We start from the raw sequence: 26,375 nt of genomic DNA on the forward strand, positions 1-26,375 counted from the left end.
AGGAGCGGGCACAGGCATCTGGAGCCGGGACGAGCTCACGGCGCGGCTGCGCGCCGTGGCCGCCGAGCGCTACCACGACCGCCACCCCTTCAACGTACGGATGCACGAAGGCAGCCTCACCCCCGCCGAACTGCGTCGGTGGATCGTCAACCGCTTCCACTACCAGCGCCACATCCCCGTCAAGGACGCGCTGATCCTCGCCAAGTTCGACGACCCGGCGCTGCGCCGTGCCTGGCTGCGCCGGATCCAGGACCACGACGGGGCGAAGGACGGCGACGGTGGCATCGAACGCTGGCTGCGGCTCGGCGAGGCCGCCGCAATCGACCGCGCCCGGCTGTGGTCAGGGGCCGAAGTCCTGCCCGGCGTCCGGCTCGCGGTCGACGGGTACGTCAACTTCTGCCGGCTGCGCGGCCCGCTCGAGGCCGTCGCCGCCTCGCTCACCGAACTCTCCGCACCTGGCATCATGCGCACCCGCATCGCCGCCTTCGAACGCCACTACCGCTGGATCGAGGCGGACGGGCTCACCTATTTCCGCGACCGCATCGGCCAGGGCGGCCGCGACAGCGAGGAGGCGCTCGGCCTGGTTCTCGAGTGGGCGCGCACGCGCGAGCAGCAGGAGGCGGCGGTCGCGGCGCTCGGCTTCAAGTGCGACGTGCTGTGGTCGCTGCTGGACGCGATCGAGGGCGCGGCGGAGCCGGGGAAGCCGGAGGAACCGGAGGAGCAGGGGGAGCGGACATGACATGGAAACCGGTGCTGTCGCGGTCGGTGATGCTCCGCCACGACCCGGTGCGCACGACGGATCTCCTGGTCCTGCCGGAGCGCGTCGTCGTCCTCAAGGGCAACGCGGGCTCCATCGTGCGGCTCTGCGACGGCGAGCACGACGTCGACGCGATCGTCGCGGAGCTCGCCGCACGCCATCCGGGTGCGCCGGTCGCCGCCGAGGTCCCCGCGTTCCTCCACCGGCTGAAGGAGGAGGGGTGGCTGCGATGACCACTGCCGGACCGTCCACCACCGAACCGCCCCCCGTCGAGCCCCCGTGGGCGCTGCTGGCCGAACTCACCCACGGCTGTCCACTGCGCTGCGCGTACTGCTCCAACCCCGTCGAACTGGTCGGTCGGTCAGCGGAGCTGACCACGCGGCAGTGGACCGACGTGCTGCGGCAGGCCTCCGGCCTGGGAGTCGTCCAGATGCATGTGTCCGGCGGCGAGCCCCTGCTGCGCCGCGACCTCACCGAGATCGTCGCGGCGGCCGACGCGTACGGCATCCACACCCAACTGGTGACGAGCGGCGTCGGCCTCCACGAGAAGCGGCTCACGGCGCTGACCGAGGCCGGCCTGCGCAGTGTCCAGCTCTCCGTCCAGCACGCGGACGCCGTCGCCTCCGAACTCGTCGCGGGCGCCCGCTCGTTCGCGGCAAAGGAACGGGCGGCCCGGCTCGTACGGGAAGCGGGACTGCCCCTCGGGCTCAATGTCGTACTGCACCGGGCCAACCTCGACGCACTGGACGACATCGTCGAACTGGGCCTCGCCTGGGGCGCCGACCGGATCGAGCTGGCCAACACCCAGTTCTACGGCTGGGCCCTGGTCAATCGCGACACCCTGCTGCCCGGCCGCGAGCAGGTCGCGCGGGCCCGGCGCTCCGTCGAGTCCTGGCGGGCCCGGCTCGACGGGCGCATGGACCTCGTCTGGGTCGTGCCCGACTACGTGGACGGCACGGCCAAGCCCTGTATGGGCGGCTGGGGTGCTGTCTCGCTCACCGTCGCCCCCGACGGGACCGTCCACCCCTGCCCGGCCGCGGCCCCGCTGCCCGGCCTCGACGCACCGAACGTCAAGGACAGCACGCTGGAGTGGATCTGGCGCGAGTCCCGGGCGTTCAACCTCTACCGCGGCGAGGAGTGGATGAGCGAACCGTGCCGCACCTGTGAGCTGCGTACCAAGGACTTCGGCGGCTGCCGCTGCCAGGCGTACGCGCTCACGGGGGACGCGGCGCGCACCGACCCGGTCTGCCGGCTCTCGCCCGACCACGAACTCGTACGCGCACTGGTGGACGCGCCGCGCGGCGGCGCGGACGAGAAGCCGGTTCCCGCGTACGTCTACCGCGAGGAAGGCCATCGAGCACCATGAAGCGCCGACAGCCGGAACCGAGCGACACCAGGGACCGGGCCATCGGCGCACCCCGTCGGCCGCGCGAGGGCGACGAACGATCTCCCCGTCCTCGGCACCTTCCTGATCATGACCGAACAACTCCGAGCGAGGTGACGTACGAGATGACCGCATCACATGGCACATCGCGCAGAGCCGTACTGGGCGCAGCCCTCGGCGGCGCCGTCGCGGCCGGACTGCCCGCCGCACCGGCCGCGTCCGCCGCCTCCTGGCAGCTGCGCTGGTCGCCCTCCGCGAGCGGCGACGGACTGAGGGCCTTCGAGACGATCGAGGACGACCGCGCCGACTCGCACACGGCCGGTCAGCCGCACATCTTCGCCGAGGGCGACAACTGGCGCTTCAACATGCACACCGTCGACCGCGACACCAGCACCGACCGCCAGCGCCAGGAGGTCACCGGCTGCCGCAACGGCTCCTCGTACCTGAAGTGGCTGCAGGGCGAGACCTGGCGGATCACCTACGCGATGTACATCCCCAGCAGCCTGAAGGCGACCACGAGCTTCACCCACATCATGCAGATGAAGCAGCCCGGCACGGGCAGCTCTCCGATCGTCGTGCAGTCGCTGCGCCGGGTGAGCGGGGTCCAGACGATCGAACTGAAGCTCTTCGACTCCGACACGCTGGTGGGCCGGACGAACCTGGAGCCCCTGCACAACAAGTGGATCGACGTCGACTTCCGGATCAGGATCGGAAACGGGACGTCGGGCTCGGTCCACTGGATCCTCAAGAACGGCTCGACGACCGTGGTCGACAGGTCGAAGTCCGGCGTCGACACCTTCCTCGCGGACCGGGTGCGCCCCAAGTGGGGCATCTACCGCTCTCTCGGCGACAGTTCGGGATCCCTGCAGAACTGCCACCTGCTCCTCACCGGCCTGCGCGCCTACCAGCTCGTCTGAGCCCGTCCGAGAGGACCGACAAGCGGGGGACAGGATCTTCCGGGTGACGATCGGGTAGCGCGTACGCGGCCGCCCGGCGCGGAGTCCCGCTCCGTGCCGGGCGGCGTGCGTCAGGCGGAGTCAGGCGGCGGTGTAGGGGCGGTCGCGGCGCGCGTCGTGCAGGACCGCCGCCCACCACTGGAGCTGGTCGAGAAGGACCTTCGCCGCCCCGTTCGGGCCCTCGGGATCGATGAGGGTGCCGTCGGCGGAGAACAGTTCGTAGTAGCGGGGGAACGAGACATAGTCGCGGATGGTGTGCGCGTGCAGCTCGCCGAAGACCTGCCGCAGCTGCTCGATCGCCAGCAGGCCGCCGCTCGCGCCGCTGTAGCCGACGAAGCCGACCGGCTTGGCCTGCCACTGGGTGAAGTGCCAGTCGATCGCGGACTTGAGGGACGCCGGGAAACTGCGGTTGTAGTCGGGCGTCACCACGACGAACGCGTCGGCCGCGTCGAGCCGCCGGGTGAGCTCCGCCATCGTGCCGGGGCGGGCCATGCCGGGCTCGAGCGCCGGCGGGACGGGCGGCAGCTCCAGTGGCAGCTCCGTGTCCGCCAGATCGATGACGTCCACCGCGAAGCGGCCGTGGTGCCGGGCCTGTTCGGTGAACCAGTTCGCGACGACGGGTCCGAACCGGCCCTGCCGGACGCTGCCGATGATCACTGCGAGGTTGAGAGTCCGTGAGGTCATGGCTCCAACCTGGCGGGCAGTGCGGACGGCAGGAAGGCCGGGCCGGGACTGGTAGTGGCAGGGCCACCCTCCGCGGCGGCCCGGCTGTTACGTTCGAAGGGTGAGCGACAACGAGCTGGGCCTGTTTCTGCGCAGCCGCCGGGAAGCCGTCACTCCGGCCGAGGCGGGGCTGCCCACGGGGCTGCGCCGCCGCACCCCGGGCCTGCGCAGGGCGGAGCTGGCCATGCTCGCCGGTGTGAGCGTCGAGTACGTGACCCGGCTGGAGCAGGGACGCGACCGCCGGCCGTCGCCGCAGGTGCTGTCCGCGCTGGCCGAGGCGCTCCGGCTGCCCCCGAGCGAACGCATCCATCTGCACCGGTTGACCAAGGCCGCCGACGGCGGCTTCAACTGCATGGGCGGGGCGCTGCCCGCCCGCACCGTCCGGCCCACCGTGCAGGCCCTGCTCGAACGCCTGGAGCCCGCCCCCGCCGTACTGCTCAACCGGCTGAGCGAGATCCTCTCCTGGACGGACGGGTACGCGCGGCTCGCGGGCCCGATCGGCCTGCTGGACGGCGACCCGCCGAACCTCGCCCGCTACGTCTTCACCGACGCGCGGGCACGTACCGCGTTCCCCGACTGGGACCACGCCGCCGACGAACAGGTGGCCGCTCTCAAGCAGGGGCCGTTCCGCGCCGACCCGCATGTCGCGGTCCTCGCCGACGAGCTGACGGTCACCGCCGGGGCGGACTTCACCGGACGCCTGGACACCGTGCCCGGCCTCGCCAGGTCCAGCGGCATCATGCGGCTGCACCACCCGGAGGCCGGCGAGCTGCGCCTCGCCTACGAAACGCTCGAACTGCCCGCCGACGACGATCAGCGCCTCCTCGTCCACCTGCCGGCGGACGAGGCCACGTCGGCGGCGCTGGACCGCCTCACCGGCCGGCGGCCGGGGGCGCTGCGGGCGGTGTCCGGCTGACGGGCGTGGTGCCGAGGTAGGCGTCCCGCACCGTGGGATCGGCCCGCACCTCGGCCGGGCTGCCCTCGGCGAGCACCTCGCCCAGATCGAGGACGACGACGCGGGCGCACAGCTCCATCACGAACGCGACGTTGTGCTCGACGAGCAGCACCGCGCAGTCCTCCTCGTCGGCCATGTGCCGTACCACGGCGGCCAGTTGGGCGCGCTCCGGCGCGGACATGCCGGACGCCGGCTCGTCGAGGAGCAGTACGCGGGGCGGGTCGGCGAGCGCGCGGGCCAGCTCGACCATGCGGGCCCGGCCGACGGGAAGCCCGCCGGCGTACGTCTGCGCGAACGCGTCGAGGCCGCACTCGCGCAGCACGGTGGCCGCCCGGTCGCGGCGGGCGGGTGCTGAACCGCGCCGCCACTCCTGAGCGACGAGGAGGTTGTCGGTGACGGTCAACTGCCCGAAGAGCTGCTGGCGTTGGAACGTGCGGCGCATTCCGTGGCGGGCCCGCCAGACGGGGGAGCGGCGCGTGATGTCCGCCCCCGCCAGCACGATCCGGCCCTCGTCGGCCCGGCGGATCCCGGACAGCACGTCGAACAGGGTGGTCTTGCCCGCCCCGTTGGGCCCGATGAGACCGCAGATCTCGCCTGCGCGCAGACCGATGCCCACGCCGTTCAGCGCCCGCACCCCGCCGAACCGCACCCCGATCGCGTCTGTCTCCAGTACGTACCGCGTCATCGCCGGACCCCTTCCCTGAACCCCAGGTACGCCTCGGTGAGCCGGTCCGCCTCCACTTCGGCACGCGGGCCGCACCAGGAGACCCGGCCCTGCGCGAGGTACGCCACGGTGTCGGCGATCCCGAGGACCTCCGAGGCCTTCTCCTCCACCAGCAGCAGCGCCGTGCCCGTCGTGCGGAGCTCTGTGAGCAGCTGGAAGACCTCCTCGACGATGCGCGGGGCGAGACCGAGTGACGGCTCGTCCGCGATGAGCACGGCGGGCGGGTGCCGGAGGAGCGGGGCGAGGGCGAGCAGCTGCTGTTCACCGCCGGAGAGGGAGCCCGCGTGCACGGTGCGGCGGGCGGCGAGCCCGGGGAATCGCTCATAGAGAGCTTCCCGCGCCTCCTTCTCCTCCAGCCGCAGCGCCAGGTTCTCCTCGATGGTCAGCCCCGGGAAGATTCCCCGCCCTTCGGGCGCGAGCAGCACGCCCCGTCGTGCCCGCCGTACGGCCCGGTCGCGGCTGACCTCCAGCCCGCCGAGGTACACGCCCCCGCGCTCCACGGCGAGCACTCCGGCGGCGACGCGGCAGGCGGTGGACTTCCCGGCGCCGTTGGGCCCGAGGACGGCGAGTATCTCCCCGCCGCGGACCGCGAGATCCACCCCGTGCAGGACGGGCGCTCCGCCGTAACCGGCGTGGACTCCGCGCAACTCCAGTGCGGCGGGGACGGTGGTCTCCGTCCGTGTGGGGTTCGGGCTCTCGGGGAGCGGCGCGGGGCCGCCGGTGCCGTTGGTACGGGGCGCCCGCTCCCGTACCTGTTCCTCCCGTACCGACGGGGGCCGCGGGCTCGCCCCCTGTTCCGGAACTTCCGGAACAACCCGCCCCCGCAACCGTTCCCGCCGCGCGTGCAGCCGCATCGGGATCGCCGCGCAGTACCCGTCCGGATCGTTCGCCAGAGCCAGACCCGCGAGCCCGAACAGGATTACCGGCAGATGCGAGGACTCCGTCACGTACTCCGCCATCAGATGCGGCACCAGCGCGAACACCAGCCCCGCCACCACCGCGAACTGCGGCCGCCGTACCCCCGCCGCGACCACGACCGCCAGCCACACCAGCCCGGTCATCGCGGTGAAGTCCGTCGCCGTGATACGCGTGTTGAACGACGCGTACATCACGCCGCCGAACCCCGCCAGCCCCGCCGACAGCGTGAACAGCAGCAGCTTCGTACGGACGACCGACACGCCCGACGCCAGTGCCGCCGCCGGGGCGGAGCGGACCGCCAGCATCGCCCGCCCCGCCGGAGAGGTCCGCAGCGCGCCGAGCGCCGCGACCGCGATCGTCACCAGCACCACGAGCGCCACACCCATCGCCCGGTCGTCGCCGAGGTCCACCGGGCCGAACACGGGACGCGGGATCTCCCACCCGGTGTCGCCGTTGCGCAGCGGGCGGAACTGGAACAGCACCTGGTCCGCCAGGAAGGCCAGGGCCAGTGTGGCCAGCGCCAGGGAGCGGCCGCCCAGGCGCAGGGCAGGAAGCGCCACCACCGCCCCGAGGACCGCCGCCGCGCAGGTGCCCACCGCGGCCGCCGCCACGAACGGCCAGCCCCGGCTCATCAGCAGTCCCGCCACCAGCGCCGCGCCCGTCACGAACGTGGCCTGCGCCAGCGACACCATCGCCCCGAGCCCGGTCACCACCGTGAAGGACAGGAACACCAGCGAGATCGCCAGCCCCTGCGCGAGGATCCCGCTCCAGAAAGGGGTCGTCACCGTGTAGAAGGCAGTGGCCAGCAGGACAGCGGCGATCGCCCAGGGGCCCCACCTGCGGCGCCACGAACGCCCCGCCAGATAGTCGACGGGCGGGGTGTCGGCCGCCGCCGTCCCGGCCGCCCGGCGCCGCTGCGCCATCACCAGGAGCCCCGCGAAGAGGATCAGGAACGGCACGGCGGTCCGGAACCCCGTGATCCCCTCCGCGAAGGACGTGTACCCGGCGACCAGGTTCTGCAGCACCCCCAGCGCCAGGCCGCCCGCGAAGGCGAGCGGCACCGAGACGAAGCGGCCGAGGACCGCCGCGGTCGCCGAGACGAAGAGGAAGAGCGTGTAGTCGTGGGCGGACAGGCCGAGCAGCGGGGTGGCCAGCACCCCGGCCAGGCCCGCCAGACCCGACGACAGCATCCACGCGACCGACGACAGCCGGTCCGCGCTGATGCCGCGCAGCTCGACCAGACCCCGGTTGTCGACGGCCGCCCGCAGCCGCAGCCCGAGCCGGGTGTGCCGCATCAGCACCCACAGCCCCACCGCGGCGACGGCCGTCGCCACCCAGGTGATCAACTGGTCGGAGTCGATACCGACACCGTCCACCGGCTGCCAGGACACGGCCGGGCTCGGCCCGACACCCGGCAGCCCGTACTGGTTCTCCGCGGGAAGCACCGGTGCGCCCGCGTCAGCGAGCAGCTCCACCGCCCACAGTCCCGCCGCGGGGAGCGCGACGAGCAGACCGATCGTCGCGACGATCTGCGCGGTCTCGCCGACCCGCGCGAGCCCGCGGAACATGAGCCGGTCGAGTCCCCACCCGATCCCGGGGGCCACCACGAACACCAGCAGCAGTGCGGTCGGCACGGCCGGCCAGCCGGATCCGGAGTGCAGCTCGTAGAAGGCGAGCGCGCAGAGATACGCGGTCGCACCGTGCGCGAAGTTGAACAGGCCGGACGCGGAGTACGACAGCACGAGCCCTGTCGCGAGCAGGGCGTACAGCGCACCCGAGACCAGTCCGCTCAGCACGAAGCCCAGCAGGTCACCCACGACTGACGACCCCTCACTTGAAGGGGACGGGCGGGTAGCACTTGAAGGGCGACGACACCTCGTACCGCCCGTTCCTCAGCTGTACGAGCGCACCGCAGCCGAAGCTCTCCTTCCGCCCCTTGGGCTCGGCCCGGTCGCCGACCAGCGTCCCGGTGTCGGAGAAGGAGGACGCCGCCTTCTGGAAGGACTCGACGGTCAGATCCTTGCCCGCCTTCTCCGCGATCGCGAGGAACAGGTCGGCGGACATGTAGCCCGTCATCATGTGCATGTTGAGCGGGACGTCCTTGCCGCCCGCCGCCTTCCGGATGTCCTCCTTGAACAGCTTCATCGCGGGGCTCGGCGACTCGAACGGCTCGAACTGCAGCAGCACATGCACCCCGTCGAGCGCCTGCCGTGTCGCGTCCTTGGCCAGCAGCCCCGGGTCGTAGTCGGTCGGATCGGAGATGACCCCCTTGAAGCCCGACCGCTTCAGGGCGGTGAACAGTCCGATGTTGTACGGGGTCTGCATGACGGAGACGACCGCGTCCGGCGCCTTGCCGCCGTTCGACCGCAGGATCTCCTTGGTGTATGCGGACCAGTCGCTCGGCATCGACGTGGCGGGCACGAGGGCTTTCGCGTACGAGACCTGGAAGCCGGCCGCAGTGAAGCCCTGAGTGAAGGTGCGGATACCGAACTTGCCCGCGTCGTTGTCGGTGGCGATCAGCGCGACCGACTTGCCGCTCGTGCCGCCGAGGACCGATCCGAGGCCCTCCGGCCAGGTCTGGTTGAGGGTCCCGCCCGGCATGGGAACGAGACAGCCGTTGAAGCCGTAGAAGTGCTCGGGCCCGCAGAACGAGGGCAGCGTCCCCCAGCCGAAGGTCGGCACTCTCTGCTGGTCCAGGAAGTCGGCGCCGGAGAAGGTCACCGAACTCATCGGGGCGACGGCGAAGACCTCTTCCTGCTGGACCAGTTTCCGGGCGGCGGCGAGGTTCCTGGCCGGATCCTGACCGTCGTCCTCGGCGCCCAGGTATGCGATTCTGCGGCCGTTGACGCCGCCTTCGGCGTTGGCGCGGTCGTAGCGGGCCCTGGCTCCGAGGTCGGTGTCCTTCTTGCTGTACCCGCTGGCGGTGGTCATGGAGACGATGCCGCCGACCTTGATGGAGTCGGCCGTGACGCCGCGCGCGGAGGCCGCGCCCTTCCCGCTGGGTTCGCCGGACGAGGAGGCGGAGTTGCAGGCGGTGGCGAGCAGCAGCGCTGCGGCGGCTGCGGCGATGGTGCGGATCGGTCGCAACACGGTAGGTCCCTCCGTCGAGGCTGAAACTTGTCGGGGGACACCCCGAACCCCCGGTGATTCTGTGCTCGACCTGATGGACCGTCAATAACTGACGCATCATCAATTGACGGTGCGTCAGTGCGGTGGATGTGCGGGTTGTCAGCGGTACAGCGCGTCCACCTCCGTCGCGTACGCCGTCTCGATCGCCTTCCGCTTCAGCTTCAGCGACGGAGTCAGCAGCCCGTGCTCCTCGCTGAACGGATGGGCCAGAATCCGGAACGTACGAATGGATTCGGCCTGCGACACCAGTGTGTTGGCGGCCACCACCGCCCTCCGGATCTCCATTTCCAGATCCGGGTCACGAACCAGCTCTGCCGGCCGCAGCGGCGCCTTGTCGCGCATCGCCAGCCAGTGGTCGACCGCCTCCTGGTCCACCGTGACCAGCGCCGCGATGTACGGCCGGTCGTTGCCCACGACAATGCACTGTGCCACCAGCGGATGCGCCCGTACCCGCTCCTCGAGTCCCACCGGCGACACGCTCTTGCCGCCCGAGGTCACCAGGATCTCCTTCTTCCGCCCGGTGATCGTCAGATAGCCCTCCTCGTCGAGCGAGCCCAGGTCGCCGGTGGCCAGCCAGCCGTCGTTCAGCACGGCGTCGGTGGACTTCGGGTCGTTGAGATAGCCGGAGAACACCTGACCGCCGTGGACCCACACCTCGCCGTCCTCGGCGATGTGGACGGTCGTCCCGGGAATGGGCTGCCCGACCGTGCCGTACTTGGTGCGCTCCGGCGGGTTGGCGGTCACGGCCGCGGTCGACTCCGTCAAGCCGTACCCCTCGAAGACGGTCACGCCCGCGCCCTCGAAGAAGAGGCCGAGCCGGCGGTCCATGCCGGACCCGCCGGACATCGCGTGCCGCACCCGGCCGCCCATCGCCGCGCGGACCTTGTGGTACACGACCTTCTCGAAGAACTGGTGCTGCAGTCGCAGAGCCGCCGACGGGCCCGGACCCAGCCCGAACTCCCGGTGCTCCAGGGACTCCGCGTACCGCACCGCCACATCGACGGCCTTGTCGAACGGACCGGCCTTGCCCTCGGCCTCCGCCTTGCGCCGGGCGGCGTTGAAGACCTTCTCGAAGATGTACGGGACGGCCAGGATGAACGTCGGCCGGAACGCCGCAAGATCCGGGAGCAGTGCGCTGGCCTGCAGCACCGGCTGATGGCCCAGCTTGACGCGCCCGCGGATCGCCGCGACCTCCACCATCCGCCCGAAGACATGCGCGAGCGGCAGGAAGAGCAGCGTCGACGCCTCGTCGCCCGGCTTGGAGTGGAAGACCGGCTCCCAGCGCTCGATGAGCGTGTCGGTCTCGTACATGAAGTTGGCGTGCGTGATCACGCACCCCTTGGGCCGCCCCGTCGTCCCCGACGTGTAGATCACCGTCGCGACGGACTCCGGCGTCACCGCCCGCCGGTGCCGGTGCACCACGTCGTGGTCGACGTGCGCACCCGCTGCGAGCAGATCGCCGAGGGCCCCCTTGTCCAGCTGCCACAGCCGCTTAAGATGGGGCAGCCGGTCGATGACCGAGCCGATCGTCATGGCGTGGTCCTCGTGCTCGACCATGCAGGCGGACACCTCGGCGTCGTGCAGCATCCAGAAGACCTGCTCGGCCGACGAGGTGGGGTAGACGGGGACGGACTGGGCCCCGACCGTCCACAGCGCGAAGTCGAAGAGCGTCCACTCGTAACGGGTACGGCACATGATCGCGACCCGGTCGCCGAACCGTACGCCCTGCGAGAGGAGCCCCTTCGCCAGGGCGAGGACCTCGTCCCGGAACTCGCCCGAGGTCACATCGCGCCACTGACCCTCGTCGTCCTTGCGGCCGAGCGCGACCCGCTCCGCATCGGCCTGGGCGTGATCGAACACGGCATCCGCCAGCCCGCCGACAGGGGGTGTCGTCGCCAAAGGTGGAACCGTGAACTCACGCAATGACCTGCTCCTCGTGGCGCTCCGCACAGCGCCGGTGACGGTACCCCAAGGGGCTTTCCTGCGGGAGGGCCTTCAACAACTCGGCACATATCGCATTGGCGCTGGTCAGCCGCCTACATCCAGCCACATGGGGTGGCCCCGGGACCAGCCCTGACCGAAGAGTAAGTAACGTCCGGTGGAATCTGCACCGAATCTGTACGCGGCAGACACCCCTGCCCCACGCCTCCTGCCGGTGTGACCGGACGGCCGTGCTTACGGGATTCAGTGCGGGCCGCCGGACGGACGGTGCAGCCGGTCGCCGCCCGCGAGGACCGTGGCGGCGAGGGCGTCCGCCGCCTCCCGGGTGCCGACCGGAGCGCCCGCCCGGTGGCCGTGCAGCAGGACGAAGTCCACCCCGCCCAGCTCCGGCAGGCCGGCGCGGGCCGGGACGGGCGCAAGGCCCGGCGGGATCAGCCCGCGCGTGTGCGCCATGACGCCGAGACCCGCACGCGCCGCCGCGATCAGACCGCTCAGGCTCGTGCTCGTACAGGCGATGCGCCACGCGCGGCCGTGCGCCTCCAGGACCTCCAGGGCGCGGGCGCGGGTGATGCCGGGCGGCGGGAAGACGATCAGAGGCACCGGGCGGTCCGGGTCGAGGCGCAGCCGAGGCGCGCCGATCCAGGTCAGGGCGTCCTGCCAGACCAGTTCGCCGTGCGTCCCGCCGGCCCGGCGCTTGGCGAGGACGAGGTCGAGGCGGCCCGCCTCCAGTTGCTCGTGCAGGGTGCCGGAGAGCTCCACCGTCAGCTCCAGATCGACCTCGGGATGCTCGCGGCGGAACGACTCCAGAATCTCCGGGAGCCGAGTGAGCACGAAGTCCTCGGAGGCGCCGAAGCGCAGCCGGCCGCGCAGCCGGGTGCCGGTGAAGAAGGCCGCCGCACGCTCGTGTGCCTCCAGGATCGTCCGGGCGAAGCCGAGCATGGCCTCGCCGTCCTCGGTGAGCTCCACACTGTGGGTGTCACGGGTGAAGAGCTGCCGCCCCGCCGCATCCTCCAGGCGCCGCACATGCTGGCTGACCGTGGACTGCCGTACGCCGAGCCTGCGGGCGGCCTGTGTGAAGCTCAGCGTCTGGGCGACGGCGAGGAAGGTACGCAGCTGTGCGGGGTCGTACACGAAGCCAGGCTATCGCCGATCGTGATGACAGTCAGAGCGGTGTACGGGATTCCCGATCGGCTCGACGGCGTGGACGATGGAGAGGGCACGATCTGAACCGAGAGCAAGTGGAGCACATGAGTCGCCGCACCCCCCTACGACCGCCGTCCTGGCTGCCGGTCGACCCGTACATCGCGGTGCTGCTCTCCACCGTGCTCCTCGCCGCACTCCTCCCCGCCTCGGGCACGGCCGCCACGGTCACCGACGGGGCCGCCACCGGAGCGGTCGGCCTGCTCTTCTTCCTCTACGGGGCACGGCTGTCGACCCGGGACGCGCTGGACGGACTTCGGCACTGGCGGCTGCATCTGACCGTGCTCGTCAGTACGTTCGTCGCCTTCCCGCTGCTCGGGCTCGCGACGCAAGGGCTCGTCCCCTGGCTGCTGACCCCGCAGCTCCACAGCGGTCTGCTGTTCCTGTGTCTCGTGCCCTCGACCATCCAGTCGTCGATCGCCTTCACCTCCATCGCCCGCGGCAATGTGCCCGCGGCGATCTGCGCGGGCTCCTTCTCCAGCCTCGCCGGGATCCTCCTCACCCCGCTGCTCGCGGCGCTGCTCCTCGGGCAGAGCGCGGGTGGCTTCTCCGCGGACTCCCTGGTGAAGATCGTGCTGCAGCTGCTGGTCCCGTTCCTGGCGGGGCAGGTGCTGCGCCGGTGGACCGGGGGATTCCGCACCCGCCACAAGAGGCTTCTCGGCTACGTGGACCGCGGCTCGATCCTGCTCGTCGTCTACACCGCGTTCAGCGAGGGCATGGTCGCGGGCGTGTGGCACCAGGTCACCCCGGTGCGGCTGGGTGCGCTGCTCCTCGTCGAGGCGGTGCTTCTCGCGGTGATGCTCACGCTGACCTGGTACGGCCCGAAGCGGCTCGGCTTCGGCCGCGCCGACCGCATCGCGATCCAGTTCGCCGGCTCCAAGAAGAGCCTCGCGGCCGGACTCCCGATGGCGAGCGTCCTGTTCGGTCCCCAGGCGAGCCTCGCCGTGCTGCCGCTCATGCTCTTCCACCAGATGCAGCTGATGGTCTGCGCGGTCATCGCGAAGCGGCGGGCGAAGGACTCGCAGCCGGTTCCAGCGAGCCCGGCGGAACCGGCGGCACGGCCGCGCTCGCGCGCGACGGTGCGCGACTGATCCGGGGGTTCGCCCCCGGACCCCGTACGGCCTCCGGCCGATTCCTCAATTGCCGGACGGGCCGGCGAATCCAGCCCCGCCGCAGGTGTCTCGTCCCCGCCCCCACCAGGGGTACGAGATCATCGGCCGATAGCGTGAGCCCATGCCCGCACTCGATGCCCGCACCACCGCGCTCGTCCTCGTCGATCCGATGGAACGCATCGTCGCGCTCCCGCTCGCACCCCGGACCGGTGACGCCGCGCTCGCCACCGCCGGCCGGCTGGCTGCCGCCTTCCGCGCGGCGGATGCGCCCGTCGTCCTGATCCGCACGGAGCGGCCGGGCGCCGCCACCCAGCCGCCCGGCAGTGGTCTTGTCGCCGCGCTCGCCGCGCCCGACGACGTCGTGGTCGTCAAGCGCACCGTCGGGGGCTTCCACGGCACGGGGCTGCACGACATCCTGGCGGGACGCTCCATCCGTACGGTCGTGTTCGGCGGCATCGCCACGAACCTCGGCGTCGAGTCGACGGCCCGCGCCGCGTCCGACCTCGGCTACGAACTCGTCTTCGCCGAGGACGCCATGGCGGCCCTCACCGCGGAAGAGCACCGCGCCGCCGTCGAGTTGAACTTCCCGCGCCTCGGCACGGTCGCCGCCGCCTCGGCCATCACGCTGGGCGCCGCGCAGTGACGGCCGGAGCGACGGCCGGAGGCACCCGTACCTGGATACGCCCCGGCGCCTCCCGCCCGTGCACACTCGTCGTCTGCCGTGGCTGCTGCTGCGGTGATGCCCGCAAGCACCCGGGCACCGACCACGAGACCCAGCTCAGCCGGCTGCGCGAGGCCGCGGCGGGCTCGGCCGGCCGGTTCGCCGTCCGGACCAGCGAGTGTCTCGGCCCGTGCGGGCAGGCCAATGTGGTCGTGGTGCAGCCGTCCTCCGCCGCCCGCGCCCGCGGCGCCCGCGCGGTCTGGGTCGGCTGGGTACTGGACGACGACGCCACGGACGACATCCTCGCCTGGGTCGAGGCCGGGGGACCGGGCCTCGCGGAGCCTTCGCCGACCCTGTCGCTCCAGCTGATCCCGCCACCCGCCACACGCCCCCGCGGAACTCGCTGACCCCGCTGACCCCGGCCCCACCGCCGGCCGGCCCCTGCCCCTCGGAGCCCAGTTCCTGGGCCCCGCACCCGTTCACGCAGTCTTCTTCCCGGTGTTGCCGATGCGAGGCGTGGGACGTGCGAGGCGCACATAGCGTGCGGGGCGTCACGTGGGCCAAGGGTGGGGAGAAGAGATGTCCAGTCAGCTTCTTGAGCCGGACGCGCCGGACGCGCCAGGCACATCGGACGCGCCGGACGCGGGCGGCGCGAGTGGGGCCAGCCGGCGCTCGGTACTGCGGGCGGCCGGTGCCGTCGGCGCGGCGACCGCCGCCGTGGGGCTCACGGGCACCGCAGCGGCCACGGCAGCCGCAGCGCCCCCGGCAGCCACGACGACGTCTGACAACGTTGCCGGATGGCGGTCCGACCCCGACAGCCCCCGCTTCACGCTCGCCGTCATGCCCGACACCCAGTACCTCTTCGACGGCGCGAGCATCCACAAGGAGCCCGTCGAGGCGGCGCTGCGATACGTCGTCGACCACGCCCACGACGAGAACATCGTGTTCCTGTCCCATCTGGGCGACCTCACCGAGAACGGCCGGCCGGAGGAATTCGCCCCGCTCAGCGACGCGTTCCGGATCCTGGACCGGCGCGGGGCCGGGTACAGCGTCCTCGCCGGGAACCACGACATCGACTCGCGCACCGACGACCAGCGAGGCCGTACCCCGTACCTCGATGCCTTCGGCCCGCAGCGGCTGCGGCGTATGCGCACCTTCGGGGGCGCGTCCCCGGACGGCTACAACACCTACCACCGCTTCCGCGCCGCGGGCCGGGAATGGCTGGTCCTCGCCCTCGACTGGCGTCCCTCGGCGGCCGGCGTCGCCTGGGCGAAGAGCGTCATCGCCCAGCACCCGAAGACGCCGGTCATCCTCACCACCCACGAGCTGGTGTACGCCGACCACGCAGGGGACGAGGCCCGGCTTTCGGGGTTCGGGCAGCGCCTGTGGGACGAGCTGATCGACGGCCACGACCAGATCTTCCTCGCGCTGGGCGGACACTTCTGGCCGGCCGCCCGCACCGTACGCGAGAACGCCGCGGGCAACGACGTCCATCTGCACATCACCAACTACCAGGACCGTTACTTCGGCGGCAGCGCGATGATCCGCCTCTACCGCTTCGACCTGGCGCGCAACACCATCGACGTCTCCACGTTCTCCCCGTGGCTCCTCGCCAAGGAGGAGTCGGGCCGGCTCAACGCCCTGGAGCGCCGCGAGCTGGAACTCACCGACGCCGCGAACTCCTTCTCCGTGCCGTTCGACTTCGAGAAGCGGTTCGTCGGCTTCGCTCCCGTCACCCCGCGCCGCCCCCGCCCCGCCTCCCGGATGCTGATCCCCGGCACCGTCGCGTACTGGCGCTTCGACAACGGCCGGCCCGACGGATCCGCGGCCGACGAGACCCTCCGCGTCCCCGACCTGTCCGGGCACGGCAACGACCTCATCCGCACCGCCGTCCCCGGCAGCCCCGCGGGCGCCCTGCGCTGGTCAGCAGGCCACCACCCCGACCAGCCCGGCCACGGGAGCCTCTGGTTCGACGGCGGCAGGCCCCCGCTGCGCGGCGCCTTCCTGCAGACCGTGAAGGACGCCCCGCTCAACACGGCAACCTTCCGCTCCGGTTACACGATCGAGGCGTTCTTCAAGCTCCCCGCCGACTGGACCAGCTCCCGCAACGCCTGGTCCGCGCTCCTCAGCCGCCAGGGCACCCTCGGCGCGGCAGGAAAGACCGGCGACCCCGAAGAGCCCGCCGTCACACTCTCCCTCTCCGACGGCCACGCCCTCCAGTGGGCCGCCGCCCCCCTCGACCAGAAGGGCCTCGTCACCAACTGGGGCCATGAACTGCCGCTCGACACCTGGTGGCACGTCGCCGTCGTCAACGACGGCCGCCACACCACGATGTACGTCGACGGCTGCCCGGTCGCCCGCAACCCCGCCACCGCCACCAACGGCCTGACCACCCTCGGACTGTCCTGGCTGCTCGGCGGCTACGAGTACGGCGGCGGTCTCGACCAGCTGTACCGCGGCTGGATCGGCGATGTCCGTGTCACCGAACGCGCCCTTCCCGTAGGCGCGTTCATGAACGCCTGACCGCCAACGTCCGACTGCCAACGTCCGGCTGTCGCCTGATCGTCAACGTCCGACTGCCAACGTCCGGCCCTCGCCTGATCGTCAACGTCCGACCGCCGCCGAACCCTCGCAAGGAGCACGAGCCATGCACAGCCCCCAACCCCTGCCGCGCTGGGCCGACCCCGACGTCCCCGCCGCGTCGCTCGACCCCCAGAGCCTGTCGCGCCGTGGCCTCCTGCGCCGCGCCGGACTGTACGGCGCCGCCTTCGCCGGGGCCGCCTGGACCGGCGCGGCAGCGCTCGCCCCGACCCCGGCCGAGGCCCGCACCCCGTCGCACCACCCGTCCCACGGCGGGGACGACCCGCACCTCGCGTACCTGGTCGGCGACCACCACATCCACTCGGTGTACAGCCACGACGCGAAGTACACCTTCTCCCAGCTCGCCACCGCGGCCTCCCGCTACGGCCTCGACTGGATGGTCCTCACCGAGCACAGCAACATCGGCCACCATCAGGCCGGCGGAGCCGAGGCCGAGCACCGGGAGATCCTCAGGGCCCGCGCCGAGAACCGCCGCATGCTGATCTTCCAGGGCCTGGAGTGGTACATACCCGGAGCCGAGCACGCCACCGTCTTCTCCGCCCCGGGCCGCCACGAGGTCGACCTGCTCACCCGCTTCGAGCGGGAGTACGACGGCAAGCTCCTCGGATACACCGCGGGCGCCCCCGGCCACCCCCGACACCCCGCGCAACGAGGCGCACGCCGTCAAGGCCCTCCAGTGGCTCGACCGGCAGCGCAACAGCGGATACGTCGACGACGTCCTCGTTCTCGCCAACCACCCGCTGCGCCTCGGCATCGACTCCCCGCACGAGCTGCGGGCCTGGCGGGACGCCGCACCCGGCATCATGATCGGCATGGAGGGTGCACCGGGCGCCCAGGGCGCCGCACATCCCGGCCGCGGCGCGCACAGCATCCGCGGCGAGTACGAGAACGCCCCCTCCGCGAACTCCTTCCCCGGCTACCCGCGGGAGGCGTACGTGACCTACGGCGGCTTCGACTGGGCGACCGCCACCGTCGGCGGCCTCTGGGACGCCATGCTCGCCGAGGGCAAGCTCTTCTCGATCACCTCCAACTCGGACGTGCACCGGGTCGTGTCCGACACCTGGCGCAACGGCGACTGGCTGCCGGGCCAGAACTTCGACAACACCGGCCGTCTCCCCGACCCGGTCGACACCACCGAGCCGCAGCCCGGCAGCGATCTGTGGCCCGGCCAGTTCAGCCGTACGCACGTCGGCGTGACCCGCTACGGCTACCGCCACGTCATGGCCGGACTGCGGGCCGGCCGGGTCTGGGTCGACCACGGCCAGCTCGTCGACGGCATCGAGGTACGTGTCCACCGCCCGTACGGGACCGGCCGTGGCGTCACGCTCGGCGGCCGGCTGCGGGTCCGCCGCGGTGAGCAGGTGACCTTGACCGTCACCGTCACCACCGCGTCCCGCCCGAACCACCACGGTGAAGTGCCCGGCCTCGCCCATCTCGACGTCATCCGGGGCGCGGTCGGCGGCCCGGTCGCGGACCGCGACGAGTGGCGCGCCCCCGACACCCGGGTCGTGCACACCGCCGACGTCTCCGGCCGCCGCGGCTGCTACACGTTGCGCATCCCGCTCGGCCGGATCGACGAGTCCTGCTACGTACGGCTGCGCGGCAGTGACGGCAAGCGCAACGGCCCCGGTCTCCTCGGCGCGGCGGTCGACCCGCACGGGCCGATCGCGCACGAGCCGGGCAACGGCGACCCGTGGCTGGACACCTGGTGTTACACGAATCCGGTGTTCATCGACGTCGTGCGGTAGGGCGTGTTGCGAAGGCCCGCCTGGCCCGCGACGCCTGGCACGCACTACCCAATAGCCCTTCGGGCACGGGAGGTACCCCCACGCTGCGTTGTCGGACTCATCCACGTACGTCCAGTACGAGGATGATCTCCCCCAGAGCTGCGCCTGGGAGGTGCCCTCTGTGCCTTGCGATCGCACGCACCAGACGCCGCGGACCCCGCCCTCCGGGCGGACGGCGCTACTTTCGCAACACGCCCTGGACCGTCGCGGGGCGGTCCGGGAAAGGACCCGGCCGGCGCAGGGGCGCTCCCCGCCGGCCGGGCCCGTCACACCCCCGTATGCAGGGCGATGCGCTCCTCGCCCGCGTACACGTTCATGTCGGGGCCACGGAGGAAGCCGACCAGCGTCAGCCCGGTCTCCGCGGCCAGATCCACGGCCAGCGAGGACGGCGCCGACACGGCCGCCAGCACCGGAATCCCGGCCATCACCGCTTTCTGCACCAGCTCGAACGACGCCCGCCCCGACACCAGCAGGATCGCCCGCGACAGCGGCAGCAGATCCTCCCGCAGCGCCCGGCCGATGATCTTGTCGACCGCGTTGTGGCGGCCCACGTCCTCGCGGACGTCGAGCAGTTCGCCGTCCTCCGAGAACAGCGCGGCCGCGTGCAGCCCCCCGGTCCGGTCGAAGACCCGCTGCGCCGCCCGCAGCCGGTCGGGGAGGGCGGACAGCAGTGCGGGCTCCACCCGTACCGGGGGAGTGTCGGCGACCGGGAAGCGGGTGGTGGTGCGCACGGCGTCGAGGCTGGCCTTGCCGCACAGACCGCACGACGACGTCGTGTACACATTCCGTTCCAGCGTGATGTCCGGCACCTCGACGCCCGGGGCGAGCTGCACATCGACCACGTTGTACGTGTTCGAGCCGTCGTCCTTGGCGCCCGCGCAGTACACGATCGACCGCACCTCGGCCGCGGCGCCGATCACGCCCTCGCTGACGAGGAAACCGGCCGCGAGCGCGAAATCGTCACCCGGGGTGCGCATGGTGATCGCCAGGGGCCGTCCGTTCAGCCGGATCTCCAGCGGCTCCTCGGCGACCAGCGTGTCCGGCCGGGCGGAGACCGCCCCGTTCCGGACGCGGATGGTGCGGCGGCGCTCGGTGACCCGTCCCATGGTGATCAGTCCCGATTCTGTACGTGTTGGAAGCCGAAGCGGCCCTTGATGCAGAGGTTGCCGTGGGTCACGGGGCTGTCGTGCGGTGACGTGACCTTGACGATCTCATTGTCCTGGACGTGCAGGGTCACATTGCACCCCACTCCGCAGTACGCGCAGACCGCCGTCGGCTCCGTCTGCGCCGACTCGTCCCACAGGCGTCCACGCACTTGTAGCAGAGGATGCACTTGCTGTAGTCGCGCACGTACAGCTCGTTGTCGGTCCTCGGGTCCTCCTCGACACGGGCGGCCTCCGGGCCGAAGCGTCCGGGCTCGGCGCCGTACTCCTCGATCCACTCGGCGGCGCGCGGAGCGCGCGTGTGTCGACGATATATTGTCTACAGTATGGATTTGCCGCCGACAAGGCGTGTGGCAGCGTGGAGAAGAAGGACAGCCCGTCGAACGACAGGAGCCAGCGATGGCCGGGGAGATCTCGTTCTTCGAACTGGGTGTGGACGACCCCAAGAAGGCCCGCACTTTCTACGGAAGCCTTTTCGGCTGGACCTTCGAGGAGGTGCCGACCGGAACCGGCTTCTCGATCACCACGCCCACCGTCCCCGGCGGCGTCCACGGCGCCGACGCCGAAGCGAACCCGTATCTCTTCTTCAAGGTCGACGACCTCGACACCGCGCTCGCCCGGGTCGTCGAGCTGGGTGGCACGGTCGAGGGCCCCGACAGCGAGGGTCAGGAGAGCGTCGAGCGCTTCGGGCGCTTCCGCTTCTGCCGCGACGACCAGGGCTCGCCCTTCGGGGTGCACCAGCCACCGGCGCGCTGAGCGGAGTCTCCAAGACGCGCGGGCGAATCCTGTCGGTTTACCTGCCCTCGTACCCGTGAGTCGCTGACCAGACTGGATGGCTCCTGACGTCGACAGCAGAGGGGGTTACCCGGGCATGACCGGCACTCGTATCGCCGCGCTCGGGCACTACCAGCCCGCCAAGGTGCTCACCAACCACGACCTGGCGGCAATGGTCGACACCAGCGACGAATGGATCACCAGCCGGGTCGGCATCAGGACCCGCCATGTCGCGGGCCCGGACGAGCCGGTGGACGAGCTGGCCGCCAACGCCGCCGCGAAGGCTCTCGCCGCGGCCGGACTGACCCCCGCCGACATCGATCTGGTCCTGGTCGCCACCTCCACCGCCGTCGACCGCTCCCCGAACACCGCCGCGCGCGTCGCCGCCCGGCTCGGCATGGCAGCTCCCGCGGTCATGGACCTCAACGTCGTCTGCGCGGGCTTCACCCACGCCCTCGCCACCGCCGACCACGCCGTACGCGCCGGGTCCGCGACCCGCGCCCTGGTCATCGGCGCCGACAAGATGTCCGAGGTCACCGACTGGACCGACCGCACCACCTGCGTCCTCACCGGCGACGGTGCGGGCGCCGCGGTCGTGGAGGCGTGCGACGAGGCAGATGCGGGCATCGGGCCCGTGCTGTGGGGTTCGGTCCCGGAGATGGGCCACGCCGTACGGATCGAGGGCACCCCGGCCCGCTTCGCCCAGGAGGGCCAGTCCGTCTACCGCTGGGCCACCACCCAGCTCCCGCCGATCGCCCGCCGGGTGTGCGAGAAGGCCGGCATCGCGCCCGAGGACCTGGCCGCCGTCGTGCTGCACCAGGCGAACCTGCGGATCATCGAGCCCGTCGCCCGCCGGATCGGCGCGGTGAACGCGGTCGTGGCCCGCGATGTCGTCGAATCGGGCAACACCTCGGCGGCCTCGATCCCCATGGCTCTGTCCAAACTGGTGGAGCGTGGCGAGGTCACCTCGGGAGCGCCGGCTCTGCTCTTCGGATTCGGCGGAAACCTCTCGTATGCGGGCCAGGTCATTCGCTGCCCCTGAGCGGATCGGCCTCGGTAGACTGTAGACGATAGCCGATCGCCTTCCAGTCAACCGCTTTCCAGTCGACCGCCTTCTAGTCAACTGCAGGCACTGAGTGCATCTGAGTACATCTGACTGCACGGAATCGACCGCACTCGGTACTGATCGCACCGGAGGGGACACGATGTTGTCCGCAGGACTGCCGCAAGGAGCCGTGCCCAGGCTGGAGCGACCGGGGCCGCTGCGCGAGCGCGTGTACGAGGCGCTGCTGGAGCTCATCACCACCCGCGCCCTGCGGCCCGGCCAGCATCTGGTCGAGAGCGAACTCGCCGGCCATCTCGGGGTCTCCCGCCAGCCCGTACGAGAGGCGCTGCAGCGGCTCAACACCGAGGGATGGGTGGATCTGCGCCCCGCCCAGGGCGCGTTCGTCCACGAGCCCACCGAGGAGGAGGCCGACCAGCTGCTGTCGGTCCGAACTCTCCTGGAGGCCGAGGCCGCCCGCCTCGCCGCGGCCAACTCCGGATCGGCGGGCATCAAGGCACTCGAAGAGCTCTGCGCCAAGGGAGAACAGTCCGTCGCCGACGACGACGTGGACCTGGCGGTGGCGACCAATGCCGCCTTCCACGCCAAGGTCATGGAGCTGGCCGGCAACGTCGTCCTGGCCGAACTGGCGGGCCAGGTCGACCGCCGGGTCCGCTGGTACTACACCCCGGTCGCCCGGCAGCGCGGCAAGCAGTCCTGGATCGAGCACCGGGAGCTGATCGCGGCCATCTCCGCCCGCGACGAGCAGCGGGCCACCGAGATCATGCGGGCGCACACCGAACACACCCGCAGGACCTACCACCAGCGTGAGGCCTGAGCCGCACGCAGGCCGTGACCGGTGACGGGTCACCGGTCACGGGTGACGGGTGACCGGGCGGCCGACGACCGGTGGCGGTCACCGGTCACGGCCTGCGTGCGGCCGCGCTGGAGGTGCGTTTCCGGCCGGCACTGACGCATCCTTGCTATGTGACCTGGTACGGCGCGGCCAGGGCTGGCCCGCAAGCTGAGAGCGGGCCGCAGCGCGGGACGAGCGGCAGTGCTGTCCGCGGCCCGGACGAGCTCGGCCTGGTGCTCGCCGAGGCCGCGGTCAAGGCGGCCGGTGCGGTGGGCGGCTACGCGGGCGGGGTGTACCTGCGCTCCGAGACGCAGGGCCGGCTGCGGCTGGCCGTGCTTTCGGGGCTGCCAGGCATGATGTTCCGCCCCTGGTGGCGTATGCATGTGAACCGGCCCTTCCCGGTGGCCGAGTGCTATCGCAGCTGTCAGCCCATCCACCTCGCCGACGGCGAAGCGGCCATGCGCCGGTTCCCGCAGCTCATAGCCGGTCTGCCGTTCCCGTTCGGGTCCCTCTACGTCCCCGCCCTGAGCGAAACCGACCGGTTCGGGGTGCTCATGGTGCTGCGTCCCGCCACGCCCGGGAAGCCGGTCGACGAGACCGACAAGCGCCGCATGGACGACGCGGGCCATCGACTCGGCGCCGCCCTCGCGGAACTGCAGAAGGGCGGCACCGAGGTGCTGTGGCGGGGGGAACCGATCGTGGTCCAGCCCCCCGAACCCGCGGTCCGCCCCGTCCGGATCGGCACCTTCGACTGGGACCTCGGCAGCGGGGCCCTCACGGCCGACGAGGAACTCTGCGCGATCCTCGGCATCGACCCCGCCCACTTCGACGGCACCATCGACGCCCTCACTGCGAAGATCACCTCCGAGGACGCGTACCAGCTGTGGGCCGTCGCACGGGAGGCCGCCCAGGACGGCCGTCCCGTCGCCCGCAGACTGCGGATCCAGCACGGCGAGGGCCCGCCGTCCCTCGTGGAGTTCACCGGCCGCCCGGTGCACCCGGCCGACGGCATCGCAACGCGCCGCATCGCCGGATCCGTCATCGACCTCGGCGCGGGTGCGATCGCCACCGAGGCGGGCGACCGCCTTCCCGACGGCGTCTTCTCCCTCGACCGGGGCGGGCGGATCACCTACGTCAACCCCAAGGCCGAGGAACTGCTCGGGCTCGCCCGCACCGAACTGGCCGGCAGGGTGCTGTGGGAAGCCGTGCCCTGGCTCGCCCGGCCCGCCTACGACGACTACTACCGGGCGGCGCTGATCTCCCACGAGCCCGTCAAGTTCCAGGCGAACCGCGGCGAGCAGGACTGGCTGACGGTCACCCTCTACCCCGGCCATCGCGCACTGACCGTCACGGTCGCCGCCGCCGAAAGCCCCGCCCACACACCGGGTTCCGTCAGCCGGCCGGGCACCGGGACCGGCACCTTCGCCTCACCCGCCGACCGGGCCACCGCGCTCTACCGCCCGGTCGCCCTCGCCATTGCGCTGACCGAGGCCGTCACCGCCCGTCAGGTGTCCGCCGTCGTCACCGAAGAGCTGCTGCCCGCGTTCGGCGGCCGCCAACTGGCCATCTACGTCCTTCACGAGCGCCACCTCTATCTGGCCTGGGAGACCGGATTCCCGCCCGGCTTCCTCGCGCCCTTCGAAGGCGTCGGACTCGACGCCCGCATCCCCGGCGTCGAAACGCTCACCACCGGCCGCCCGATCTTCTTCGAGTCCATGCAGCAGCTGGCCGCGGCCTATCCGGGTCTCGCCCTCGACGCCTCCGTCGGCGCCCGTGCCTTCCTCCCCCTGATCGCCTCCGGCCGTCCCGTCGGCTCCTGCATCCTCGGCTTCGACCAGCCGCGCGGCTTCGCACCCGAGGAGCGCACCGTCCTCACCGCCCTTGCCGGACTCATCGCGCAGGCCCTCGAACGAGCCCAGCGCTACGACACCGAAGCCGGCGTCGCCCGCGGCCTCCAGTCCGCCCTCCTGCCACACCGGCTGCCCACGGTCGAGAACGTGGAGACGGTCGGGCGCTACCTCCCCGGCACCCTGGGCATGGACGTCGGCGGCGACTGGTACGACGTCATCGAGACCCACGACGGCCTGGCCCTCGTCATCGGCGACGTCCAGGGCCACGGTGTCGCCGCCGCGGCGATCATGGGACAGCTGCGCAGCGCCGTGCGGGCGTTCGCACTGGCCGGCCGGGAACCGGACGAGGTCATGAGCGGCACCAACCGGCTCCTCATCGACCTCGACCCCGCACAGTTCGCCACCTGCTGCTACGTCCGGTTCGACCCGGCGACGGGCGTCGCCCAGGCCGTGCGCGCCGGACATCCGCAGCCTCTGCTGCGCAGGCCCGACGGCGGGACCGAGGTCCTGAGCCTCCCCGGGGGCCTCGTCCTCGGTGTCGACGCAGAGGAGACGTACCCCGTCAGCGAGCTGGTCCTGGAGCCCGGGGCGGTGCTGGCCCTGTACACCGACGGACTGATCGAAAAGCCGGGCACGGACATCGACATCGGCATCGAGCTGCTGCGTGCCACCTTCGCCGAGACCGGTGCCCAGACCATCGCGGAGACCGCCGACCGTCTGATCCGCGAGGCACGCAAAGCCACGGACCGCCCCGACGACATCGCGCTGCTGCTCACGGCCCGCTGGTCGGACCAGGACTCCGGCCGGCCCGGCAAAATCACAGCGACGGAGGTCAGGGACGCGCCCTGAACGCGTCGGCGTGCGCTGCCGCCCACTGCCCGAACGTGCGCGGTGGCCGTGCCAGCAGATCGCCGACGGTCGGCAGCACCTGTGACTCGTCGAGCGTCCCGTCGACGTAGAAGCTGAAGAAGGCGTCGACGTACGCGACAGGCATCTGCTCCTCCATCAGCACCCGGGCCTCCTCGTCGGACAGGGCCACGAAGTCCAGCTCACGGCCGAGCACGGAACCCAGAATCCGCGCCCGGTCGGCGGGCAGCAGTGCCTCCGGGCCGGACAGCGCGTAGGCCTTGCCCTCGTGGCCGGACGACGTCAGCGCCAGCGCCGCCACAGCGGCGATGTCGTACGGGTCGACGGTGGCCACCGGCACCCCGGCGAACGGCGCGCGCACCGTGTCGTCCCCGGCGCGCAGACCCTCCGCCCACTCCAGGGTGTTGGACATGAACGAGTACGGCCGCAGGAACGTCCACGGCAGTCCCGACTCCTCGACCGCCGTCTCCGACTCGGTCAGGTAGCGGGTCACCGCGTTCGTCATGTCGCCTGTCGCCACCGATCCGCCGGAGAGCATCACGACCCGCTCGACGCCCGCCGCGCGCAGGGCCGCGAGCGACTCGCGCGCCTGCTGATAGCCCGGCATCAGGAAGACAGCCCGTACATCCTTGAGGACCGCGGCCACCGATTCCGCGCTGTTCAGATCGCCCGACACCCCTTCGGCGCCCTTGGGCAGCGCGGCCGAAGCACCCGATCTGCTGAACGCCCGCACGGGAGCGCCCGCTTCGGCCAATGCGCGAACGAGCTCGGAGCCGACGTTCCCCGTGGCTCCCGTGACCAGAATCATGCGGCAGTCCTTCCGTCGTTCCCTGTCCCGTCCGGCCCATCGTGCTTCGCCACCTGTGGCGACACCAGCGGCACGGCACCGCGCGGGGCCCGATCTACGCGGACGGACGCACCCGAACGGCTTTGTCCTCGGTGTGGAGAAAGTTGTGGTGGATTCATGCTCAACTT

Annotated in this window: 21 protein-coding genes and 2 pseudogenes; 14 read left to right on the forward strand and 9 right to left on the reverse strand. The window is 71.7% G+C overall.

From position 1 onward, the window contains the following. Nucleotides 1-55 precede the first annotated feature (55 nt). The 4 genes from pqqC to ACZ6ZQ_RS00970 all read left to right on the forward strand — a co-directional run bounded on the left by pqqC (nucleotide 56) and on the right by ACZ6ZQ_RS00970 (nucleotide 3,058). Nucleotides 56-739, forward strand: a complete 684-nt coding sequence (pqqC, locus tag ACZ6ZQ_RS00955) for a pyrroloquinoline-quinone synthase PqqC (RefSeq protein WP_469766412.1) — start codon at nucleotides 56-58, stop codon at nucleotides 737-739. Further along, nucleotides 736-990: a pyrroloquinoline quinone biosynthesis peptide chaperone PqqD gene (gene pqqD / locus ACZ6ZQ_RS00960; RefSeq protein WP_469766413.1), complete on the forward strand. Its 255-nt coding sequence runs from the start codon at nucleotides 736-738 to the stop codon at nucleotides 988-990. The genes pqqC and pqqD overlap by 4 nt, the downstream gene beginning before the upstream one ends. Next, a complete protein-coding gene (gene pqqE / locus ACZ6ZQ_RS00965; protein WP_469766414.1) occupies nucleotides 987-2,123 on the forward strand; it encodes a pyrroloquinoline quinone biosynthesis protein PqqE in 1,137 nt (378 codons plus the stop codon). Before pqqD ends, pqqE begins: the two co-directional genes overlap by 4 nt. Before the next feature lie 143 nt (nucleotides 2,124-2,266). Continuing rightward, nucleotides 2,267-3,058, forward strand: coding sequence for a Tat pathway signal sequence domain protein (locus ACZ6ZQ_RS00970; protein WP_469766415.1), 792 nt, complete (start codon nucleotides 2,267-2,269; stop codon nucleotides 3,056-3,058). A gap of 120 nt (nucleotides 3,059-3,178) precedes the next feature. Here the strand turns inward: ACZ6ZQ_RS00970 and ACZ6ZQ_RS00975 are convergent, their stop codons facing one another. Beyond that, complete coding sequence (locus ACZ6ZQ_RS00975; protein WP_469766416.1) at nucleotides 3,179-3,781, reverse strand: NADPH-dependent FMN reductase; 603 nt, start codon at nucleotides 3,779-3,781, stop codon at nucleotides 3,179-3,181. Between the two features lie 100 nt (nucleotides 3,782-3,881). On the opposite strand from ACZ6ZQ_RS00975, the gene ACZ6ZQ_RS00980 reads away from it, so the two are divergent. Next, on the forward strand, nucleotides 3,882-4,736 hold the full coding sequence (locus tag ACZ6ZQ_RS00980; RefSeq protein WP_469766417.1) for a helix-turn-helix domain-containing protein: 855 nt from the start codon (nucleotides 3,882-3,884) through the stop codon (nucleotides 4,734-4,736). On the opposite strand, the gene ACZ6ZQ_RS00985 is transcribed toward ACZ6ZQ_RS00980, so the two are convergent. The 5 genes from ACZ6ZQ_RS00985 to ACZ6ZQ_RS01005 form a co-directional block, all read right to left on the reverse strand. After that, complete coding sequence (locus ACZ6ZQ_RS00985) at nucleotides 4,693-5,460, reverse strand: ABC transporter ATP-binding protein (protein ID WP_469766418.1); 768 nt, start codon at nucleotides 5,458-5,460, stop codon at nucleotides 4,693-4,695. The genes ACZ6ZQ_RS00980 and ACZ6ZQ_RS00985 overlap by 44 nt on opposite strands. Beyond that, nucleotides 5,457-8,234 (reverse strand): ABC transporter permease subunit, encoded by a 2,778-nt coding sequence (locus tag ACZ6ZQ_RS00990; protein ID WP_469766419.1) that lies wholly within the window; start codon nucleotides 8,232-8,234, stop codon nucleotides 5,457-5,459. Before ACZ6ZQ_RS00990 ends, ACZ6ZQ_RS00985 begins: the two co-directional genes overlap by 4 nt. Nucleotides 8,235-8,247: 13 nt before the next feature. Beyond that, entirely contained in the window at nucleotides 8,248-9,507 is a 1,260-nt protein-coding gene (locus ACZ6ZQ_RS00995; RefSeq protein ID WP_469766420.1) for an ABC transporter substrate-binding protein, read from the reverse strand. Nucleotides 9,508-9,645: 138 nt separating this feature from the next. Then, complete coding sequence (locus ACZ6ZQ_RS01000; protein WP_469766421.1) at nucleotides 9,646-11,445, reverse strand: AMP-dependent synthetase/ligase; 1,800 nt, start codon at nucleotides 11,443-11,445, stop codon at nucleotides 9,646-9,648. Between the two features lie 285 nt (nucleotides 11,446-11,730). Beyond that, entirely contained in the window at nucleotides 11,731-12,618 is an 888-nt protein-coding gene (locus ACZ6ZQ_RS01005) for a LysR substrate-binding domain-containing protein (protein ID WP_469766422.1), read from the reverse strand. A gap of 116 nt (nucleotides 12,619-12,734) precedes the next feature. Between ACZ6ZQ_RS01005 and ACZ6ZQ_RS01010 the strand changes: the two genes are divergently transcribed. The 5 genes and pseudogenes from ACZ6ZQ_RS01010 (at nucleotide 12,735) to ACZ6ZQ_RS01030 (ending at nucleotide 18,809) form a co-directional block, all read left to right on the forward strand. Next, a complete protein-coding gene (locus tag ACZ6ZQ_RS01010; protein ID WP_469766423.1) occupies nucleotides 12,735-13,778 on the forward strand; it encodes a bile acid:sodium symporter family protein in 1,044 nt (347 codons plus the stop codon). Between the two features lie 142 nt (nucleotides 13,779-13,920). After that, nucleotides 13,921-14,442, forward strand: a complete 522-nt coding sequence (locus tag ACZ6ZQ_RS01015; RefSeq protein ID WP_469766424.1) for an isochorismatase family protein — start codon at nucleotides 13,921-13,923, stop codon at nucleotides 14,440-14,442. Beyond that, a complete protein-coding gene (locus ACZ6ZQ_RS01020; protein ID WP_469766425.1) occupies nucleotides 14,439-14,867 on the forward strand; it encodes a (2Fe-2S) ferredoxin domain-containing protein in 429 nt (142 codons plus the stop codon). Before ACZ6ZQ_RS01015 ends, ACZ6ZQ_RS01020 begins: the two co-directional genes overlap by 4 nt. Before the next feature lie 172 nt (nucleotides 14,868-15,039). Then, the gene (locus tag ACZ6ZQ_RS01025) at nucleotides 15,040-16,983 is read left to right on the forward strand and encodes a LamG-like jellyroll fold domain-containing protein (RefSeq protein ID WP_469766426.1); all 1,944 of its coding nucleotides are present in this window, start codon (nucleotides 15,040-15,042) and stop codon (nucleotides 16,981-16,983) included. Nucleotides 16,984-17,107: 124 nt separating this feature from the next. After that, nucleotides 17,108-18,809: pseudogene (locus ACZ6ZQ_RS01030) on the forward strand (PHP domain-containing protein). Between the two features lie 305 nt (nucleotides 18,810-19,114). On the opposite strand, the gene fdhD reads toward ACZ6ZQ_RS01030, so the two are convergent. Next, complete coding sequence (fdhD, locus tag ACZ6ZQ_RS01035) at nucleotides 19,115-19,954, reverse strand: formate dehydrogenase accessory sulfurtransferase FdhD (RefSeq protein ID WP_469766427.1); 840 nt, start codon at nucleotides 19,952-19,954, stop codon at nucleotides 19,115-19,117. A 5-nt stretch (nucleotides 19,955-19,959) separates the two neighbouring features. Continuing rightward, nucleotides 19,960-20,303 (reverse strand): annotated as a pseudogene (locus tag ACZ6ZQ_RS01040) (2Fe-2S iron-sulfur cluster-binding protein); the annotation flags it as partial. Nucleotides 20,304-20,410: 107 nt separating this feature from the next. Between ACZ6ZQ_RS01040 and ACZ6ZQ_RS01045 the strand changes: the two are divergent. The 4 genes from ACZ6ZQ_RS01045 to ACZ6ZQ_RS01060 all read left to right on the forward strand — a co-directional run bounded on the left by ACZ6ZQ_RS01045 (nucleotide 20,411) and on the right by ACZ6ZQ_RS01060 (nucleotide 25,382). Beyond that, nucleotides 20,411-20,767: a VOC family protein gene (locus ACZ6ZQ_RS01045; protein ID WP_469766428.1), complete on the forward strand. Its 357-nt coding sequence runs from the start codon at nucleotides 20,411-20,413 to the stop codon at nucleotides 20,765-20,767. Nucleotides 20,768-20,882: 115 nt separating this feature from the next. Then, nucleotides 20,883-21,827 (forward strand): beta-ketoacyl-ACP synthase III, encoded by a 945-nt coding sequence (locus ACZ6ZQ_RS01050; protein WP_469766429.1) that lies wholly within the window; start codon nucleotides 20,883-20,885, stop codon nucleotides 21,825-21,827. 163 nt (nucleotides 21,828-21,990) lie between these two features. Then, the gene (locus tag ACZ6ZQ_RS01055) at nucleotides 21,991-22,665 is read left to right on the forward strand and encodes a GntR family transcriptional regulator (protein ID WP_469766430.1); all 675 of its coding nucleotides are present in this window, start codon (nucleotides 21,991-21,993) and stop codon (nucleotides 22,663-22,665) included. A gap of 149 nt (nucleotides 22,666-22,814) precedes the next feature. Then, complete coding sequence (locus tag ACZ6ZQ_RS01060; RefSeq protein WP_469766431.1) at nucleotides 22,815-25,382, forward strand: SpoIIE family protein phosphatase; 2,568 nt, start codon at nucleotides 22,815-22,817, stop codon at nucleotides 25,380-25,382. Here the strand turns inward: ACZ6ZQ_RS01060 and ACZ6ZQ_RS01065 are convergent. Then, complete coding sequence (locus ACZ6ZQ_RS01065) at nucleotides 25,366-26,208, reverse strand: NAD(P)H-binding protein (RefSeq protein ID WP_469766432.1); 843 nt, start codon at nucleotides 26,206-26,208, stop codon at nucleotides 25,366-25,368. The two genes, ACZ6ZQ_RS01060 and ACZ6ZQ_RS01065, sit on opposite strands and share 17 nt — an antisense overlap. Nucleotides 26,209-26,375 lie beyond the last annotated feature (167 nt).

This window comes from Streptomyces sp. NPDC053673 (assembly GCF_055585225.1).